This window comes from Sphaerimonospora mesophila, assembly GCF_001417795.1.
In the GTDB taxonomy this organism is placed as follows: domain Bacteria; phylum Actinomycetota; class Actinomycetes; order Streptosporangiales; family Streptosporangiaceae; genus Sphaerimonospora; species Sphaerimonospora mesophila.
This window is the reverse complement of record NZ_BCBX01000035.1, coordinates 130,035-149,703: the sequence shown is the minus strand read 5'-3', so window position 1 is coordinate 149,703 and position 19,669 is coordinate 130,035. Positions and strand designations below refer to the sequence as shown.

General features: G+C 72.7%; 9 protein-coding genes, 1 pseudogene and 2 riboswitches. Of the genes and pseudogenes, 6 read left to right on the top strand and 4 right to left on the bottom strand.

What is annotated here, in order from left to right; genetic code table 11:
* The 5 genes from AP234_RS39525 to AP234_RS14680 all read left to right on the top strand — a co-directional run bounded on the left by AP234_RS39525 (position 1) and on the right by AP234_RS14680 (position 11,101).
* Complete coding sequence (locus AP234_RS39525) at positions 1 to 4,533, top strand: type I polyketide synthase (protein ID WP_055480218.1); 4,533 nt, start codon at positions 1 to 3, stop codon at positions 4,531 to 4,533.
* The gene (locus AP234_RS14700) at positions 4,530 to 5,996 is read left to right on the top strand and encodes an FAD-dependent monooxygenase (RefSeq protein WP_063842922.1); all 1,467 of its coding nucleotides are present in this window, start codon (positions 4,530 to 4,532) and stop codon (positions 5,994 to 5,996) included. The genes AP234_RS39525 and AP234_RS14700 overlap by 4 nt, the downstream gene beginning before the upstream one ends.
* Positions 5,996 to 8,518, top strand: coding sequence for a cytochrome P450 (locus AP234_RS38630; RefSeq protein WP_235558178.1), 2,523 nt, complete (start codon positions 5,996 to 5,998; stop codon positions 8,516 to 8,518). The genes AP234_RS14700 and AP234_RS38630 overlap by 1 nt, the downstream gene beginning before the upstream one ends.
* A complete protein-coding gene (locus tag AP234_RS14685; protein WP_055480217.1) occupies positions 8,515 to 9,267 on the top strand; it encodes a thioesterase II family protein in 753 nt (250 codons plus the stop codon). Before AP234_RS38630 ends, AP234_RS14685 begins: the two co-directional genes overlap by 4 nt.
* Positions 9,268 to 9,463: 196 nt before the next feature.
* Positions 9,464 to 11,101: a flavin-containing monooxygenase gene (locus AP234_RS14680; RefSeq protein ID WP_055480216.1), complete on the top strand. Its 1,638-nt coding sequence runs from the start codon at positions 9,464 to 9,466 to the stop codon at positions 11,099 to 11,101.
* Between the two features lie 234 nt (positions 11,102 to 11,335).
* On the opposite strand, the gene AP234_RS14675 is transcribed toward AP234_RS14680, so the two are convergent.
* The 3 genes from AP234_RS14675 to AP234_RS14665 all read right to left on the bottom strand — a co-directional run bounded on the left by AP234_RS14675 (position 11,336) and on the right by AP234_RS14665 (position 15,192).
* Positions 11,336 to 11,641 carry a sulfurtransferase TusA family protein gene (locus AP234_RS14675; RefSeq protein ID WP_055480215.1) on the bottom strand — a complete coding sequence of 102 codons (306 nt, stop codon included), beginning with the start codon at positions 11,639 to 11,641 and terminating at the stop codon, positions 11,336 to 11,338.
* A gap of 141 nt (positions 11,642 to 11,782) precedes the next feature.
* The gene (locus AP234_RS14670) at positions 11,783 to 12,790 is read right to left on the bottom strand and encodes a ribonucleotide-diphosphate reductase subunit beta (protein WP_235558177.1); all 1,008 of its coding nucleotides are present in this window, start codon (positions 12,788 to 12,790) and stop codon (positions 11,783 to 11,785) included.
* Positions 12,787 to 15,192 (bottom strand): ribonucleoside-diphosphate reductase subunit alpha, encoded by a 2,406-nt coding sequence (locus AP234_RS14665; protein ID WP_055480214.1) that lies wholly within the window; start codon positions 15,190 to 15,192, stop codon positions 12,787 to 12,789. Before AP234_RS14665 ends, AP234_RS14670 begins: the two co-directional genes overlap by 4 nt.
* Positions 15,193 to 15,321: 129 nt before the next feature.
* A riboswitch (cobalamin riboswitch) is annotated at positions 15,322 to 15,528 on the bottom strand.
* A gap of 200 nt (positions 15,529 to 15,728) precedes the next feature.
* Positions 15,729 to 15,981: riboswitch (cobalamin riboswitch) on the top strand.
* Between the two features lie 133 nt (positions 15,982 to 16,114).
* On the opposite strand from AP234_RS14665, the gene metE reads away from it, so the two are divergent.
* The gene (metE, locus tag AP234_RS14660) at positions 16,115 to 18,427 is read left to right on the top strand and encodes a 5-methyltetrahydropteroyltriglutamate--homocysteine S-methyltransferase (RefSeq protein ID WP_055480213.1); all 2,313 of its coding nucleotides are present in this window, start codon (positions 16,115 to 16,117) and stop codon (positions 18,425 to 18,427) included.
* A 58-nt stretch (positions 18,428 to 18,485) separates the two neighbouring features.
* Here the strand turns inward: metE and AP234_RS14655 are convergent.
* Positions 18,486 to 19,423 (bottom strand): annotated as a pseudogene (locus tag AP234_RS14655) (sulfite exporter TauE/SafE family protein).
* Positions 19,424 to 19,669 lie beyond the last annotated feature (246 nt).

Below are 19,669 nucleotides of genomic sequence, written 5' to 3'. Positions count from 1 at the left end.
GTGACCACTGAGATCTCCTCGACCGAGGAGAAGCTGCGCGACTACCTCAGGCGCGCCACCCTCGAACTGCACGAGACCCGGCGACGGCTGCGCGAGGCCGAGGAGCGCCGCCGCGAGCCGATCGCGATCGTCGCAGCGAGCTGCCGCTACCCCGGCGGGGTGCGCTCTCCGGAGGACCTGTGGCGGCTCGTCGCCGAGGAGCGGGACGCGATCGGCCCGTTCCCCGCCGACCGGGGGTGGGACCTGGACGCGCTCTATCACCCCGACCCCGACCACCCCGGCACCACCTATGTCACCCGGGGCGGATTCCTGGAGGGGGCGGGCGACTTCGACGCCGCCTTCTTCGGGATCTCCCCGCGCGAGGCGCTGGCCATGGATCCGCAGCAGCGGCTGCTCCTGGAGACCTCCTGGGAGCTGCTGGAACGGGCCCGCCTGGACCCGGAGTCCCTGCGCGGCACCCTGACCGGCGTGTTCGTGGGGAGCAGCGGCCAGGACTACGCCGGGCTCATGGACCCGGCGCCCGAGGAGTTGGAGGGCTTCCTGCTGACCGGCGTGGCGGCGAGTGTGCTGTCGGGGCGGCTGGCGTACGCGATGGGCTGGGAGGGCCCCGCGCTCACCGTGGACACCGCCTGCTCCTCCTCCCTCGTGGCGCTGCACCTCGCCGTGCAGTCGCTCCGGCAGGAGGAGTGCGACCTGGCGGTGGCCGGCGGCGTCGCGGTGCTGGCCACGCCCGCCGGATTCGTGGAGTTCAGCAGGCAGCGCGGCCTGTCGCCCGACGGGCGGTGCCGCTCGTTCGCGGCCGCGGCCGACGGCACCGGCTGGTCCGAGGGGATCGGTCTGCTGCTGCTGGAACGGCTGTCGGACGCCCGACGCAACGGGCACCAGGTGCTGGCGGTGGTGCGCGGCAGCGCGATCAACCAGGACGGCGCGTCCAACGGGCTCACCGCGCCCAGCGGCCCGGCCCAGGAACGCGTGATCGGCGCGGCCCTGGCCGCCGCCGGGCTGTCGCCGGCGCAGGTGGACGTCGTGGAGGCCCACGGCACGGCCACCCCGCTCGGCGACCCCATCGAGGCGCGGGCGCTGCTGTCGGCGTACGGCCGCGACCGGGACCGGCCGCTGTGGCTGGGGTCGATCAAGTCGAATATCGGCCACTCCGCCGCTGCGGCCGGGGCGGCCGGCGTGATCAAGATCGTGGAGGCCATGCGGCACGGCGTGCTGCCCGCGACCCTGCACGTCGACGAACCCACCCCGCGTGTCGACTGGTCGGCCGGACGGGTCTCCCTGCTCACCCGGGCCGTGCCCTGGCCGGACACCGGTGAGCCGCGCCGCGCGGGAGTGTCCGCTTTCGGGGTGAGCGGCACCAACGCACATGTGATCATCGAGGCCGCCCCCGCCGAAGACGCACCCCCCGAGGACGCACCCACCGAGGCCGCACCCACCGAGGCCGCACCCGCCAAGACCGCGCCCCCAGAGATCGTGCCCGCCGAGGCCGCACCCGCAGAGGTCTCTGGCGATGACACCGGTCGGGCAGTCGAACGCGGTGACGACGCCGTACTGCCCTGGGTCGTGTCGGCACGGTCGGAGGCGGCGCTGCGGGCACAGGGCGCGCGGCTTCAGCCGTACGCCGACGGGCACGACGCGCGGCGGGTGGCGTGGTCGCTGGCCACCACCCGGGCCGCCCTGGAACACCGGGCGGTGGTGCTCGGCTCCGGGGCTGCCGATTTCGCCCGCGGACTGGACGCGCTGGCCGCTGGCGAGCCCGCCGCGAACCTGGTCAGCGGGACGGCGACGCCGGGAGGCGCGCAGGTCGCGTTCGTGTTCTCCGGGCAGGGCGGCAGGTGGCCGGGGATGGGCGCGGCCCTGCTGCGTTCCTCGCCCGCCTTCGCCGAGGAGATCGAGCGGTGCGCCGAGGCCCTCACGCCGCATGTGGACTGGTCGCTCACCGACGCGCTGCGCGGCGGCCCCGGCGCGCCCGATCTCGGGCGGGACGAGGTCGCCCAGCCCGCGCTGTGGGCCATGATGGTCGCGCTCACCCGGCTGTGGCGGGAGGCCGGGGTGCATCCCGCCGCCGTGACCGGCCACTCCCAGGGCGAGATCGCCGCCGCCACCGTCGCCGGCGTGCTGTCCTTGGCGGACGGCGCCCGCGTCGTCGCCCTCCGCAGCGGATTGCTGGCGGCGGCACGCGGCCGGGGCGGCATGGTGGCCGTCACGATGCCCCAGGAGGAGGCCGAGCGGCGCTGGGGCGACCGGGTGACGGTCGCCGCGGTCACCGGACCCTCCTACGTCACGCTCGCCGGCGAGCACGGAGCACTGGACGAGGTGCTGGCCGAGTGCGAGGCCGCCGGCGTGCGGGCCCGACGGGTCGACGTCGAATACGCGGCGCACTCCCCGCACGTGGAGCCGGCCCGCGCCGCGCTGGCCGCCGCGCTGGCCGACCTGGTCCCCGCGCCCGGCACGATCCCCTTCTACTCCTCCGTCACCGGGGGGCCGCTGGACGGGCGCGAACTCGACGGCGCCTACTGGGGGCGCAACCTGCGCGAACGGGTCCGTTTCGCCGACTCCGTGCGCGCGCTGCTCGCCGACGGCCACACCCTGTTCGTGGAGCCGGGCCCGCACCCCGTGCTCGTGGCCGGGGTGGCGGAGACGGCCGAGGCCGCCGGATCGTCCGCCGCCGTGGTCGCCACGCTGCGCCGCGGCTCCGCCGACCGGGCCAGGTTCCTCGGCGCGCTCGCCGAGGCGTACGCGCACGGCGCCCCCGTGGACTGGCGTGCCGTCCTCGACCCGGCCCGCCCGCTCGACCTGCCCACCTATCCCTTCCAGCCGCGCCGCTACTGGATCACGCCGCGGCGATCCGCCGACGGCGGCCCCGACTCGTGGCGCTACCGCGTCGCCTGGCGTCCCGTGGCGGAGCCGGACACGCCGCCGGAGCTGTCCGGCACCTGGCAGGTGCTCGTGCCCGAGGGATATGAGCACGACGAACTGGTGACCGACGTCGTGGCGGCCCTGACGGCGCACGGCGCCAAGGTGGAGACCGCCGCCACCCCGGACGGCGGCGCGTACGCGGGCGTGCTGTCGCTGCTGGCCCTCGACGAGTCGCCGCACCCGGAGCACCCCGAGCTCAGCCGCGGGCTCGCCGCCACGCTCGCCCTGACGCGGCCCACCCGGGGACCGCTGTGGCTGGTCACGCGCGAGGCGGTCGTCGCCGCGCCCGGCGACCGGATCGCCGAACCCGCCCGCGCCCGGATCTGGGGCCTGGGCCGCAGCCTCGCCCTGGAACGCCCCGACCTGTGGGGCGGGCTCGTCGACCTGCCCGCGCGGCTCGACGCCCGCGCCGGCGAGCGGCTGGCCCGGGCGCTCGCCGCGCCGCCCGGCGGCGAGGATCAGGTGGCCGTGCGCGCCGTGGGACTGCTCGCCGCCCGCCTGGTGCGCGCCGCGCCGTCCGCCCCCTCCTGGAGCCCGTCAGGAACCGTGCTGGTCACCGGTGGCGTCACGCCGTACGGCGGGCACCTCGCCCGCTGGCTGGTCGACCACGGCGCCGAGCGGGTCGTGCTGGTGGCCGGCGAGCCCGTCGCCGCGCCGGGAGAGAAGATCACGGTCGCGGCGGCCGACCCGGGTGACCGCGACGCGCTCGCCGCCCTCGTCGCCGAGCATCGGCCCCGCACCGTCGTGCACGCCGCCGACCATCTGGAGGAGAGCACCCTCGACACGCTCACCCTCGATCGGCTGGAGCGGGTCCTGCGTGGCAACACGGGCGCGGCCCACGCCCTGCACGCGGCGACCGCCGCAGCCGAGGAGGAGCCGGCCGCGTTCGTGCTGTTCTCCTCGATCGCGGCCACGTTCGGCGGTGTCGGCCAGGCGGCGTACGCCGCCGCGGGGGCTGAGCTGGACGCGCTCGCCGAGCACCGCCGCGGCAGCGGTCTGCCCGCCCTGTCCGTGGCCTGGGGACTGTGGTCGGCACAGACCCCAGAGCAGATTCCAGAGCAGACCCCGGTGCAGACGCCGGAGCAGACGCCGGTTGGGCCGGGATCAGGTGAAGGGCCGCAGCGAGGGGGACGGCTGACCGGCCGCGGAGTGGGCCTCATGCCGCCGGCCTCGGCACTGGACGCGCTCCGCCGTGACCTGCACGGGGACACCGGCGCTGTGGTGGTCGCCGATCTCGACTGGAGCCGCTTCGCCCCCGCGTACGAGGGCGAGCGCAGCCGCCCCCTGATCGCCGACTTCACCGCGGTGCCGGAGGACGGACGGCCCGGGGAGACCGGCGACGCCGTACCCCCGATCCAGGAGCCGGGGGAGCTGCTCGACCTGGTGCGCGGCCACGCCGCCGCCGTGCTCGGCCACGAGACCCCGGCCGAGATCCACCCCGACCGGCGCTTCACCGAGGCCGGCTTCGACTCGCTCACCGCCGTGGAACTGCGCAACCGGCTCGGCACCGCCTTCGGTCGCCGCCTCCCGGCCGACGTCGTCTTCGATCACCCCACCCCCCGGCAGCTCGCCCGGCACCTGGGACAGACCCTGGAGGAGCCACACCATTGAACAGTCCAAGCACCGTACTCATCGTGGGCGGCGGCCCGTGCGGCCTCATGATGGCCTGCGAACTGCGGCGGCGCGGCGTTGACGCGGTCATCGTCGACGCCGACGAGCAGCCCGGGGGCGGCTCGCGCGCCATCCTCCTGTGGCCGCCCTCGCTGGAGCTCTACCGCGACGTCGGCATTCTGGAGGAGGCGACCAAGCGTGGCGCGCGGATCAAGGCGCTGAGCTACCACACCGGCGGCAACCCGCTGCGGCTGCCGCTGGCCCAGCACATGGCGCCGCTGATCCTCCCCCAGGAGGACACGGTCGAGCTGCTCGACGACGAGCTGCGCCGCCTCGGCGGCGAGGTGCGGCGCGGGGTGCGGGTGACCGGCGTGACCCAGGAGGCGGACCGGGTCGTCGTCACGGCCACCCGCGCGGACGGCACGGAGATCAAGCTGGAGACCGAGTGGCTGATCGCCGCCGACGGTTTCCGCAGCACGGTCCGCGATCTCATCGGCGCCCGGTTCACCGGCGCGCCGCTGCCGATCAGGTTCCTGCTCGCCGAGGGCGACCTGGAGGGCGGCCACGACCCGGAGGCGGTGACCTACTATCTCGGCCGCACCGGGGTGGTCCTGGTCGCCCCGCTGCCCGGAGGCCGGGTGCGGATCTCCGGCGCCCTGCCCGACGGCGTGGAGGTCGACGAGGGGACGGCCCAGCGCCTGCTGGACGAACGCGGACCCGGCGGACTGCGCGTCACCGGCCTGACCATGAACACCACGTTCACCAGCCACGAACGCATCGCCTCGACGCTGCGCGCCGGCCGCTGCTTCCTCGTGGGAGACGCGGCGCACGTGCACTCCGTGGTCGGCGGACAGGGCCTGAACCTCGGCTTCGCCGACGCGCGCAACCTCGCCTGGAAGCTGGCCGGAGTGATCCAGGGCCGGTACGTCCCCGGCGTGCTCGACAGCTACGACCCCGAGCGCCGCGCCGCCGCCGAGCAGACCGTCCAGGCCACCGGCCGGATGGCCAGGCAGGCCGTGCTCAGCCCGCTCGCCAACCGGGTGCGCAACGCGCTCATGACCCTGGCCCACCGCACCGGCGCGCTGGGCAAGAAGCTCCCGCCGCTGCTGTCCGGCTGGCTGATCCGCTATCCGGACGTGCTCATCCCCGCACCCGCCAAGGTCCCACGCGGCCTGCCCCTGCCCGGTACGCGCTCGCCGCTCTATGTCCTCGAACCCGACGAGGCCGACCGGTGGCAGCTCATCACGGTCGGCGCCGAGGGCGGCGACGCGTACGCCCAGGGGACCGCGCTCGCCGGACGGCTGCCCGGGCTGCTCGCCCATCGGCACCGCGACGGCGGAGCGGAGGGGTTCGTACTGCTGCGCCCCGACGGCTACGTCGCCACCGCAGGACGGCCGGGCGACCTGGCTCCCGCCGCCACGGCTCTGGAAAAGCTCGCACCGCAGAACTCGAAGGAACAGTGATGACAGAACAGCAACTTCCCCCCGCACTGGGCGGCTTCGACCTTTCCGACCAGGGGCGTTTCACCGACGGTTTCCCACATCACGTCTTCACCCGCCTGCGCGAGGAGGCGCCGGTCTTCTTTCACCCGGCGGGTCATACCGCTGACGGCGAGGGCTTCTGGGTGCTGAGCCGCTACGAGGACATCAGGGCGGCGGCCGCCGATCCGGCGTTCTCCTCCCAGGGCGGCGGCGGGCGCGCCGGCGGCGGCACGCACATCGACGACCTCGCCCCCGGCGTGCACGCCGGGACCATGCTGAACATGATGGACGACCCCCGGCACCGGGCCGTACGCGACGCCGTCAGCCCCTCGGTCGACGCCGCCGCGCTGACCGCCATGGAGCCGGAGCTAAGGGCCATCGCGGAGGACCTGGTGGCCAAGGCCGTCGAGGGCGGCGAGGGCGACCTGATGGTGGACGTCGCCGGGCCTTTCGCGATCACGACGGCGCTGCTGCTGCTCGGCGTGCCGCGCCGGGACTGGCCCACGCTGCGCGCCTGGGCCGACGTCAGCATGGGCTTCGACGACCGCGAGGCGGGCGAGGACACCGAACGCTCGCAGATGTCGCGCCTCGCGCTCTATCAGTACGGCACCGGCGCGCTCAAGGCCCGCGCGGCGGCGGAACCCGGCCGAGACCTGCTCTCCCTGGTCGCCCGTGCCGAGCTGCCCTCCGACGAGCGGCCGATGTCGGCGTACGAGCGGGAGGTGTTCTTCAACCTGATCCTCGGCGCCGGCTCAGAGCCGCCGCGCAACGCCATCGCGCACGGTCTGCTCGCGCTGGCCGAGCACCCCGACCAGTGGAAGGCGCTGCGCGAGGACCGCTCGCTGATCCCCGGCGCCGTCGAGGAGATGCTGCGCTGGTCGTCCCCCACCCCGTACAACCGGCGCACCGCCACCCGGGACGTCGAAGTGGGCGGCGCGCTGATCAGGGCCGGGGAGAAGGTCACCTTCTGGTGGGCCTCGGCCAACCGCGACGAGAGGGTCTTCGCCGACGCGCACACCTTCGACATCCGTCGCGACCCGAACCCGCACCTCGCGTTCGGGTTCGGCACCCACGACTGCATGGGGCAGGCGCTCGGCCGGCTGGAGCTGCGGATCGTCCTGGAGGCGCTGCTTGACCGCGTCGGCGAGCTGCGTACGGCCGGGCCCGTGCGGTGGGCACGGAGCAACAAGCACACCGTCATCCTGAACCTGCCGGTGGCCTACGGCGACGTCACCCCGGTCGCCGCGCCCGCGTTGCCCGAGGAGCCGCCCTCCGGCCTCCCGGCGAATCCGGGCGTTTACATCATCACCCAGCTGCTGCCGTTCAACCCCTTCGATCCCACGTTCCGGGCCGATCCCTACCCGGTGTACCGCAAGATCGCCGAGGCGGGGCCCGTCACCCGTACGCCCGGCGGCACCGTCGTCGTCACCGGCCATCGTGAGGCCTCCGCCGCGCTGCGCGACCCTCTGATCGGCTGGGGCGACGGGCAGGCGGTGTCGGAGCACTTCGGCCGCGACCCCGAGGGCAGGCCGGTCCGGCAGTTCATCTTCATGGACCCGCCCGACCACACCCGTCTGCGGTCCCTGGTCAGCAAGGCGTTCACCGCCCGCGCCGTCGAGCGGCTGCGCCCGAGCGCCGCCGAGATCACCGCGCGGCTGCTCGCCGAGGCCGGGACCTCCTTCGACCTGATGGACGCCGTGGCCCACCCCCTGCCCGCGCTGCTGCTCGGTGAGCTGATGGGCGTGGAGGAGGAGAACCTGGACCGCTTCCGCGCCTGGTCCGCCGAGATCGGCCGGGGTCTCGACCCCGACTTCGTGCTCACCAGGGAGCAGGTCGCCCGGCGTCAGGGCGCGCGTGAGCAGTTCAACCAGTACTTCGCCGAGCTGGCGGAGCGGCGCCGCGCCGAGCCCGCCGACGACCTGATCAGCGCGCTCGTCGCGGCCGAGCAGGAGGGCGACCGGCTCACCGAGACCGAGCTGGTCACCACCTGCACCCTGTTGATCTCCGCCGGCTACGCGCTGACCGTGCACCTGCTCGGCAACGGCGTGCTCGCTTTGCTGCGCAACCCCGACCAGCTCGCCTGGCTGCGCGCCAACCCCGACCGGCTGGCCCCGGCCGTGGAGGAACTGCTCCGCTACGACTCGCCGGCGCAGGTGATCTCCCGCGTGGTGCTCGAGGACACCGTGATCGGCGACACCCCCGTGCACGCGGGGGAGGCGCTGCTGCTCGTCCTCGCGGCCGCCAACCGCGACCCGGCGGCGTACGACGAGCCCGACCGCCTCGACTTCGCGCGGTCGTCCGGCACGCGCCACCTCGGCTTCGGGCACGGCATCCACTTCTGCCTCGGCGCCCCGCTCGCGCGCCTCGCCGTCCAGACGGCGCTGGGCGAGATCGCGGCCCTGGATCTGGAGATCGCCGAGCCGGGCCCGCGGCACACCGAGGGCATGGTCATCCGCGGGCTGGCCTCGCTGCCCGTCAACGTGCGCGGGAGGTCCGGCACATGACCGGCGGCGATCCGGACATGTGGCTGCGCCGCTTCCACCGCGGTGCCGCCACGGGCCCGCGGCTGGTGCTGTTCCCGCACGCCGGCGGATCGGCGAGCTACTTCCACGGCCTGTCCGGACTGCTGTCGCCCGCGCTGGACGTGGTGGCCGTGCAGTACCCCGGGCGGCAGGACCGCCGCGCCGAGCCCGGCGTCCGGGACATCCGCGACCTCGCCGACCGCGTCACCGAGGTGCTGACCTCGGGCGGCGAGGCGGGGCCGGGACGGCCGTACGCGCTGTTCGGGCACAGCATGGGGGCGAGCGTCGCCTTCGAGGTGGCGCTGCGGATGGAGCGGCGGGGCCTGCCCGTGGTCCGGCTGTTCGCCTCCGGCCGGCGCGCGCCGGGCCTGCGGCGGCCGGAGCTGCCGGGTGGCTACGGGGACGCGTCCCTGCTCGCCGAGCTGCGCCTGCTCAGCGGCACCGACGCGCGGCTGCTCGACGACGAGGACGTGGTACGGATGATCATGCCCGCGCTGCGTGACGACTACCGGGCCATCGGGGCGTACGAATGGCGGCCGGGCGACGTGCTCGGCTGCCCGGTCACCGCCCTGGTCGGCGACGAGGACCCCCGGGTCGGCGAGGACGACGCCCGGGCCTGGGCCGAGCACACGACCGGCTCCTTCGAGCTGATCGGCTTCCCCGGCGGCCACTTCTACCTCGGGGAGCGCGCCGAGGAGGTGGCCAAGATCGTCGTCGACCGGTTGACGTGATCACGGCCGGGGCGTGTCGGATCGACGCGCCCCGGCCCCGTACGGAAGAACACGCGTTCGCCGGCGGGACGTGCACAGCGATCGCGAGAAACGCCACGCCCTGACCGCTCCGGTCGTCCCCCCCACCCGAAAGATCGCGAAGGTCCCCGCCGCGAGTCTCGGCGCCTCGCGTTCGTCCCACCCCCCAGGAGGGCCATTGTCCGTCTCCGATCGGGATGCGCAGACCGCGTCCCGCCCCCTCCCCTCGCGGGTCGACGCCGTCATCGTCGGCGCCGGCTTCTCCGGCATGTACATGCTGCACCGGCTGCGCGAGATGAACCTGTCCGCGATCGTGTTCGAGGCCGGTGGCGACGTCGGCGGCACCTGGTACTGGAACCGCTATCCGGGCGCCCGGGTGGACGTGGAGAGCCTGGCGTATTCGTACTCGTTCTCGGCGGAGCTGGAACAGGAGTACGAGTGGCCGGAGCGTTATCCGGCCCAGTCGGAGATCCTCCGGTACGCGCGGCACGTGGCCGACCGGTTCGACCTGCGCCGGGACATCCGCTTCGACACGCGCGTGACCGCCGCCGCCTTCGACGAGGGCGGCAGGGCCTGGCGGGTGCGCACCGAGCACGGGGACGTCGTGACGGCCCGCTTCCTCGTCATGTCCACCGGATGCGTGTCGGTGCCGAAGCGGCCGGAGATCCCCGGCATCGGCCGGTTCGGCGGCCGTGCCTACCACACGGCGGACTGGCCGCACGAGGGGGTGGACTTCACCGGCCTGCGGGTGGGCGTCATCGGCACCGGGTCATCGGGCGTGGGGGTGATCCCGCTCATCGCGGAGCAGGCCGCCGATCTCACCGTCTTCCAGCGCACTCCCGCCTACAGCTTCCCCGCTCGCAACCGCACGCTGCGCCCGGAGGAACTCGCCGACATGAAGGCGAACTACCGGGCCTTCCGCAAGGAGCAGCGGGAGTCCCATTTCGGCATACCCGTCCCGATGCCGACGCGGTCCGCCCTGGAGGTCTCCCCGGAGGAACGCGAAGCCGCCTACGAACGGGCCTGGGAGGCCGGCGGCCTGATCACCCTGATGTACACCTACACCGACCTCTACACCTCCCGGGAGGCCAACGACACGGCGAAGCGGTTCGTCCACCACAAGATCCATCAGATCGTCGGGGATCCGCGTACGGCGGCCGACCTCTGTCCCGACTACCCCGTGGGAACCAAGCGCCCATGTCTCGACACGGGCTACTACGAGACGTACAACCGGGAGAACGTGCATCTGGTCAACCTGCGGCGCACGCCGATCGCGGAGATCACCGAGACGGGCGTGCGCACCTCGGACCGGGAGCACGCGCTCGACGTGATCGTGTACGCCACCGGGTTCGACGCGATCACCGGGGCGCTGACGAGCGTCGACATCCGGGGCAGGGGCGGGGTCTCGCTCAAGGAGAGCTGGCGCACGGGCCCGCGTGCGTACCTCGGGATCGCCTCGGCGGGCTTCCCGAACCTGTTCATGATCACCGGACCAGGGAGCCCGTCGGTCCTGTCGAACATGATGGTCTCGCTCGAACAGCATGTCGACTGGACGGCCGACGCGATCCGCCACCTCGAACGCAACGGCCTGACCACCATCGAGCCGACCCGGCAGGCCCAGGACGCCTGGGTGGACCACGTCGGCCTCGTCGCCGCCCACACCCTTTTCCCCGAGACGGACTCCTGGTACACCGGGGCCAACGTGCCGGGCAAGCCGCGGGTCTTCATGCCCTACGCCGCCGGCGTCGGCCAGTACCGCAAGAGGTGCGACGACGTCGCCGCCCGGGGTTACCAGGGCTTCACTCTCTCCGCCTGACGACGGCGGGAGACCTCGCCGTGCCGCCCAACGGCCCCAACGTGGAGGCGCCATCGCGGCGACGACCGCGATGACGCGCCTGGCGAGGGGGAAGGGCCAGGCGGGCCGTGGGCGGTGGCGCTGATGCCTGCGATGGGTGAGCACGCGGCGAAACGAGCCCCATCGCAAGCCCCGAAACTCTACTCTTATGTCGGGATATATAGCAATATTCGGCGGCGCTGACCGAGGCGTGTCTCAGCGGTCGGCGAGGTGCCAGGGCGCCCGGGGGCGGGTGGCGCGGCCCGTCGGCTCCACCCGCAGCGCATAGGTGGGGCGGTCGGCCTCCGGCAGCGGGCCGAGGTAGCTGTGGCCGGTCAGATGACACCAGGCCGGCAGGTCGATCGGCGCGGCCGGGTCGGTGGCGATCAGGTGGACGACGTCGCCCGGCGCCAGGCCGTCCACGAGGCTGCGCAGCTCGATCAGCAGTCGCACACAGCGCCGGTCGCCGCCGTCCAGGACGACCGGTCCGGCGGCCCGGCCGTCATTCGTCTCGTGACTCATGTGGCCACCGAAAGACCGGCGGGCCGCCGTTCCAGCATTCCGTCCTCCAAACGTCAGGGAAACAGTCTAGATCCGGGCACCTCCGCCCCTCGGCGACCGGGGAGCCGCGGAAGCCCGCTCGAGGAGCGGACTCGGGCGGAATCAGAAATCGGAGTCGAAGCTGACCGTCCCGGTCACCCCCACCTGGTACGCCGACACGCGGCGCTCGAAGAAGTTCGTCAGCTCCTGGACGTCCTGCAGCTCCATGAAGGCGAACGGGTTCTTCGAGCCGTACAACGGGTCGATGCCGAGCTGGGCCAGCCGGCGGTCGGCGACGTGTTCCAGGTAGGCGCGCATGTCGGTGACGGACATGCCGGGCACGCCCCCGCCGAGCAGGTCTTCGGCGAACTGGGCCTCGCACTCCACCGCTTCGGCGAGCATCTCCCTGACCCGCGCGGCGAGTTCGTCGTCGAAAAGGTCCGGCTCCTCGCTCCGGACGACGTCCACCACGTCGAAGGCGAAGGCCATGTGCAGGGACTCGTCACGGAAGACCCAGTTGGTGCCGGAGGCCAGCCCGTGCAGCAGCCCACGCGAGCGGAGGAAGTAGACGTAGGCGAACGCGCCGTAGAAGAACAGGCCCTCGATGCAGGCGGCGAAGCAGATCAGGTTGAGCAGGAAGGCGCGCCGGTCCTCCTTGGTCTCGAGCCGCTGGAGGTCGCCCAGCGAGTCGATCCAGCGGAAGCAGAACTCGGCCTTCCGGCGGATCGAGGGGATGTTCTCCACCGCGGCGAAGGCCTCGGACCGCTCCCGCTCGCCGGGCACGTACGTGTCGAGCAGGTTCAGGTAGAACTGGACGTGCACCGCCTCCTCGTAGAGCTGACGCGACAGGTACAGCCGCGCCTCCGGGGAGTTGATGTGCTGGTACAGGTTCAGCACCAGGTTGTTGGCCACGATCGTGTCGCCGGTGGCGAAGAAGGCGACCAGGCGGCCGACGAGGTGCCGTTCCGCCTCGGAGAGGCGGTCCAGATCCTTGAGGTCGGAGTGGAGATCGACCTCTTCGACGGTCCAGGTGTTCTTGATGGCGTCACGGAACCGGTCGAAGAACCGCGGATAGCGCATCGGGCGCAGGGTCAGGTTCATGCCGGGGTCGAGCAGCAGATGAGCGGTCACTGGCAGGTCTCGCAGTAGTCGGGATTCTCAAGAGAGCCGTCGCCCAGGGAGCAGACCCGGGCCTGCTCCGGTACGGGCTCCGGGGCGACGGGAACGGTCGCCTGCTGGATCCGCGTCGCCGGACGGGAGCGCAGGTAGTAGGTCGTCTTCAGGCCCGCCTTCCACGCGTAGAGGTACATGGAGGAGAGCTTGTCGATGGTGGGCGCGCTCATGAACAGGTTGAGCGACTGGCTCTGGTCGACGTACGGCGCCCGCGCGGCGGCCATGTCGATCAGCGCGCGCTGCGGCAGCTCCCACGCCGTGCGGAACAGGTGACGTACGTCGGCCGGCAGCTCGGCGATGCCCTGCACCGAGCCCTCGGCCCGCCTGATCGCGGTCCTGATCCGTTCGGTCCACAGCCCGCGTGCCTTCAGCTCGGCGACCAGGGCGTTGTTGATCTGGAGGAACTCGCCGCTGAGCGTCTCGCGCTTGAACAGGTTGGACACCTGTGGCTCGACGCACTCGTAGCAGCCGGCGATCGAGGCGATGGTCGCCGTCGGCGCGATCGCGACGAGCAGCGAGTTGCGCAGCCCGTGTGCGGCGATCTTCTCCCGGACCCGCGCCCACCGCTCGGGCAGTGCGCTCTCGACGTTCCACAGGTCGTGGTGGAGCCTGCCCCGCGCGGCCCACGTCTGGTCGTACGCCGGATGGGCGCCGTGGCGCTCGGCCAGATCGGCCGACGTCTCCAGGGCCGCCAGGTAGATCTCCTCGGCGATCCGGGTGGACAGCTCACCGGCCTCGGGCGAGTCGAAGGGCAGGCGCAGCGCGAAGAACACGTCCTGCAGGCCCATGACGCCGAGCCCGACCGGACGCCAGCGGGCATTGCCGGTGGCGGCCTGCTCGATGGGGTAGTAGTTGATGTCGATCACACGGTCGAGGAACGTCACCGCCGTCCGGACCGTGGCGCGCAGCCGCGCCCAGTCCATGCCGCCGCGGTCCTCGGCGAGGTGGGCCGCGAGGTTGACCGAACCGAGGTTGCACACCGCGGTCTCGGCGTCGCTCGACACCTCGATGATCTCGGTGCAGAGGTTCGACAGGTGGACCACGTTTCCCGGCTCCGCGGCCTGGTTGCAGAACCGGTTCGAGGTGTCCTTGAAGGTCATCCAGCCGTTTCCGGTCTGCGCGAGCGTACGCATCATCTTGGCGTACAGGTCGCGGGCCCTGACCTGGCGGACGTGGCGGCCGGCTGCCTCGGCCGCGCGGTAGGCGGTCTCGAACGCCTCACCCCACAGGTCGGGCAGCTCTGGGACCTCGTCGGGGTCGAACAGCGACCACAGGTCGTCGCTTTCGACCCGGCGCATGAACTCGTCGGGGATCCAGTTGGCCAGGTTGAGGTTGTGCGTGCGCCGGGCGTCCTCGCCGGTGTTGTCGCGCAGTTCGAGGAACTCCTCGACGTCGGGGTGCCACGGCTCCAGGTAGACGCAGGCCGCACCCTTGCGCCGTCCGCCCTGGTTGACGGCGGCCACCGAAGCGTCGAGCGTGCGCAGCCACGGCACGATGCCGTTGGAGTGGCCGTTGGTGCCGCGGATCAGCGCGCCGCGCGACCGAACGCGTGACCAGGAGATGCCGATGCCGCCCGCGAACTTCGACAGGTGCGCCACCTGGGCGTAGCGCTCGTAGATGGAGCCCAGCTCGTCGCGCGGGGAGTCGACCAGATAGCACGACGACATCTGGGTGTGCCGGGTGCCGGAGTTGAACAGGGTCGGCGAGCTGGGCAGATAGGCCAGCGACGACATCAGGCGGTAGAGGTCGATCGCCTCGCCGGGCGTCCGCGCCAGGCCGCACGCCACCCGCAGCAGCCAATATTGCGGGGTCTCCACCGCCAGCCGGGTGAACGGGTGCCGCAGCAGGTAGCGGTCGTAAACGGTGCGCAGCCCGAAATACTCGAACCGCAGGTCGCCGCGTGGATCGACCGCGTCATCCAGCTCGCGGGCGTGTGCGGCCACGAACTCGGCGGTCGCGTCGCCGATCAGCCCCTCGGCGTGGCCGAGACGGACGGCCTGGCTGAATGACGCGATGCCCTGACCACCCACCTCCTCGCCGATGTAGGCGGCCAGCAGCCGCGCGGCCAGCCGCGAATACTGCGGCTCCTCGCCGATCATCTCGGCCGCCGTCTGGATCGACAGCCGGTCGAGTTCCGCGGTGGTCGCCCCGTCGTACAGACCGCTGATGGTCTTGGTCGCCACGCGCAGCGGGTCGACGTCGGCGAGATCATCCGCCCAGCGCTCGACCGCACGCACGATCCTGGTCACGTCGACGGGTTCCGACAGGCCGTCGCGCTTGCGTACGCGCATCTGGGTCTGCCGCGGCACGGGCTCGTCCACCGTTGCCGATTGAGTCGGCGGGTCCCCGGTGACCGTCATGGTCCTCTCCTCGCGAACTCGGTCCACATGACCGAGGTGCGCGCAGGAGACGCCCGGCGGAGACGCACAGCGGTCGCCGCCGGAGCCGTCGGTCGTCCCGCGCGACCTCGGAGCAGCCGCGCACGCATGGTCGTACGCGGCGCGCCGGCAGGTCTTCGGACTCGTGGGCGCGCTCGTAGCTCCTACTGACCGTCGCTTCCCAGACCGTGATGGCTCAGTGCGTATGACGGCGGTCGTTCCCACTCACCGCTGCGGGGCAGTCCCGGACTTCCACCGGGTTCCCTCTTGCCCCGGCCACTCTGGCTGAGCGGCCGGACCAGCGCAGGGACACCATATATGGGGTGGCGGCTCGATGTCACACCCAACATGTTGCGTCCTAATGAAACGGTGTCGATCCCGAACGCACCACGGCGCTCCCCCGGGCGTGCCACGGTGATCTGTCGCGGCGAGCGGACCGCCGGTACGGACCATCCGGCCACGGGGCTCATGCCCGCCCCTACCGGACGGGTCCGGGTGAGCGGCGGTGATCCTCGGGTTTACTCTGGTGGCGCAGTCGGTTCGCCTCCGCCCGCCAGGCGGGAGCGTCGTAAGAGGGAACCCGGTGCGGTCGCGCTCACCTCGGAGTGGGCAGGCCAATTCCGGGACTGCCCCGCAGCGGTGAGTGGGAACGACCGCCGTCAACGCACTGGGCCAGCACGGTCAGGGAAGCGACGGCCAGTAGATGTCCGGGCTCGGTGAGCCCGTGGCGTGCCCGCGAGTCCGAAGACCTGCCACTGCCCGCGTGCGACCGCGCGCGGTGATGTCGATGGCCTCGTGGGCGGGCCGGCGGCTTCGCGAGCGGTATGCGCGCGTTCGCCGGTGGGCGTTCCTTCACGTCTTCGGGGCCGGTCGGCGTCGTCCGTGACTCGCGAAGGAGAGTTTCATGGCTCACAGTTCCGCCGCCCCCACTCCGCTGGCGACCGTGTACGGCTACCCGCGCCAGGGGCGGGACCGCGAACTCAAGAAGGCGATCGAGGGCTACTGGGCGGGGCGTGTCGGCGCCGACGAGCTGCGCGCGACCGCCGCCGACCTGCGTCGTACGGCCTGGCGCGATCTCGCCGACGCCGGCATCGGCGAGGTGCCCTGCGGTGACTTCTCGCTGTACGACCATGTGCTGGACACCACGGTCATGGTGGGCGCGATTCCCGAACGGCACCGTGCCGCGTTCGAGGCAGACCCGCTCGACGGCTACTTCGCCATGGCCCGCGGCACCGGGGAGGTCACTCCGCTGGAGATGACCAAGTGGTTCGACACCAACTATCACTATCTGGTGCCCGAGCTCGGGCCGGACACCGTCTTCGCCGCCGATCCCGCCAAGCCCGTCGGGGAGTTCCGGGAGGCGCTCACCCTCGGGTACGACGCGCGGCCGGTCCTGGTGGGCCCGGTCACCTACCTCCTGCTCGCCAAGCCGGCCCCCGGCGTCGAGCCGGGCTTCGATCCCGTCACGCTGCTCGACCGGCTGCTGCCGGTCTACGCCGACGTGCTCGCGCGGCTGCGGGCCGCCGGGGCCGAGTGGGTGCAGCTCGACGAGCCCGCCCTGGTCCAGGACCAGCCCCAGGCCGTCCTCGACGCGGTCGCCCGCGCCTACCGGGAGCTCGGCGCGCTGACCCACCGGCCGAAGCTCCTCGTGGCGAGCTACTTCGACCGGCTCGGCGCGGCCCTTCCCGTGCTGGCCGCCGCCCCCGTCGACGGCCTCGCGCTCGACTTCACCGGCCCGGCCGCGGCCAACCTCGACGGGCTGGCGCGGGTCGGCGGTCTGCCCGGCAGACGCCTGGTCGCGGGGGTCGTCGACGGCCGCAACGTCTGGATCAACGACCTGGAAAGGTCGCTGTCCACCCTCGCCACCCTGCTCGGCCTGGCCGGACGGGTGGACGTCGCCGCCTCCTGCTCGCTCCTGCACGTCCCGCTCGACGTCGCGGCCGAGGGCGAGATCGAGCCCGAGATCGCCGCCTGGCTCGCCTTCGCCCGGCAGAAGGCCGCCGAGGTCGCCACCCTCGCCCGGGGCCTGGCCCGCGGCACCCACGTCATCGCCGACGCCCTCGCCGACAACCGGGCCGCCCTGGCGGCCAGGAAGACCTCCGCGATCACCTGCGACCAGGTCGTACGGGCACGCGCGGCCGCGGTGACCGTACGGGAGACCAGGCGGGCTCAGCCGTACGCCGAGCGGGTCGCCGCCCAGCGCGCCCGCCTGGACCTGCCCGTGCTCCCGACGACCACGATCGGATCCTTCCCGCAGACCGACGAGCTGCGGGCGGCCAGGGCCGACCTGCTGGCCGGACGCATCGACGACGCCGCCTACGACGAACGCATCGCCGCCGAGATCCGCGAGGTCATCGCCTTCCAGGAGAAGGCGGGCCTGGACGTCCTCGTCCACGGTGAGCCGGAACGCAACGACATGGTCCAGTACTTCGCCGAGCGGCTCACCGGCTATGTCGCCACCCGGCACGGCTGGGTCCAGTCGTACGGCACCCGCTACGTCCGGCCGCCGATCCTCGCCGGGGACGTCTCCCGGCCCGCGCCCATGACCGTGCGGTGGGCCACCTATGCCCAGTCCCAGACGAGCCGGCCGGTCAAGGGGATGCTCACCGGGCCCGTCACCATGCTCGCCTGGTCGTTCGTACGGGACGACCAGCCGCTCGCCGACACCGCCCGGCAGGTCGCCCTCGCCCTGCGCGACGAGGTCGTCGATCTGGAGGCCGCCGGCGCCGCCGTCATCCAGGTCGACGAGCCGGCCCTGCGCGAGACGCTGCCGCTGCGTGCCGCCGCCCGGCCCGCCTACCTCGAATGGGCCACCGAGGCGTTTCGCCTCACCACGGCGGGCGTACGGCCCGAGACCCAGATCCACACGCACATGTGCTACGCCGAATTCGGCGAGATCCTGGCCGCGATCGACGCCCTCGACGTCGACGTGATCAGCCTGGAGGCCGCCCGCTCGCACATGCGGGTGGCGCACGAGCTCGCCGAGGCGGGCTATCCCCGGCAGGTGGGGCCAGGGGTGTACGACATCCACTCTCCCCGCGTCCCGAGCACGGAGGAGTTGGTGTCCCTCCTGCGTGAGGGGCTGGCGGCCATCCCCCTCGAACGTCTGTGGGCCAACCCCGACTGCGGGCTGAAGACCCGCGGCCGGCAGGAGGTGCACGACTCGCTGCGTAACCTGGTCGACGCCGCCCGGCGGATTCGGGCCGAGGCGACCTGACCCACTGTCGTCCGGCCGGCGCCTTTCCCGGGCGGCGCCGGCCGGACGAGCGGGGTGATCAGGCCGGGGCGGTCTCGGTCTCGGCGTCGCGGCCGCCCAACTCGGCCTCGACCGCCTCGACCGACTCGTTGGCCTTGTCGCGGCGGTACGCACGCACCGAGTAGGCGATGGCGGCGGCCCAGATGACGGCGATGGCGATGTAGGCGACGGACTGCACGCCGCCCGGGGCGTCGATCCAGTCGCTGCGCAGCAGGGTGCGCACGTTGGTCAGCACGATGATGCCGCCCACGGCAGAACCGAGGACGCGCGGCGGAATGTGGCGCACCAGCCAGGCCGCCAGCGGGGCCGCGATCACGCCGCCGAGCAGCAGCACGGCCACCCAGGAGAAGTCGATGTTCTCCGAGCCGATGCCGACGAAGAAACCGACGCTCGCGGCGATCGCGATCGCGAACTCGCTGGCGTCGATCGACCCGATCACCTTGCGCGGCGCCAACCGGCCGCTGGCCAGGATGGCCGGGGTGCCCACCGGGCCCCAGCCGCCGCCACCCGTGGCGTCGACGAAACCGGCCACCACGCCGAGCGGGGCCAGAAAGCGGGCGCGCAGCGGCTTGCCCAGGTTGCCGCGCGGCAGGCCGAGCACGGTGAAACGGACCAAGATGTAGGCGCCCAGTGCCAGCAGGATCAATGACATGACCGGGGCGGCGACCTCGGTGGACAGGCTGGACAGGAAGGTCGCGCCCGCGAACGCGCCGGCGGCGCCGGGGACGGCGATCTTGCCGACCACTTTCCAGTCGATGTTGCCGAAACGCCAGTGCGAGATGCCCGAGGCCAGGGTGGTGCCGATCTCGGCCAGGTGAACGGTGGCGGAGGCCGCCGCGGGGTTGGTGCCGATGGCGAGCAGCAGCGTCTCGACGTCACGCCGTAGGCCATGCCCAGGCTGCCGTCGACGAGCTGGGCGGCGAGGCCGACCAGGCCGAGCAGGACGAGAGAGCGCACGATGCTCCTTTCCGATTTTCCCTACTTAATCAGTCGGGAAAATCGTGATTGCGCCATGGCGATCCGTCAAGTCACGATTCGAGCTCGGCCGCTCCGCCTCGGCTCCGGCTCGTACCCGGCTCCGGATCCGGAGCCGGCTCGGACTTCGGCTCGGACTTCGGCTCGGGCGAAACGGGGGCGGCGTCGATCGCCGTGGATGTGCCGTCTGCCACGTGGGCTGTCTGGGATTACGGGTAGGGGGGTGTG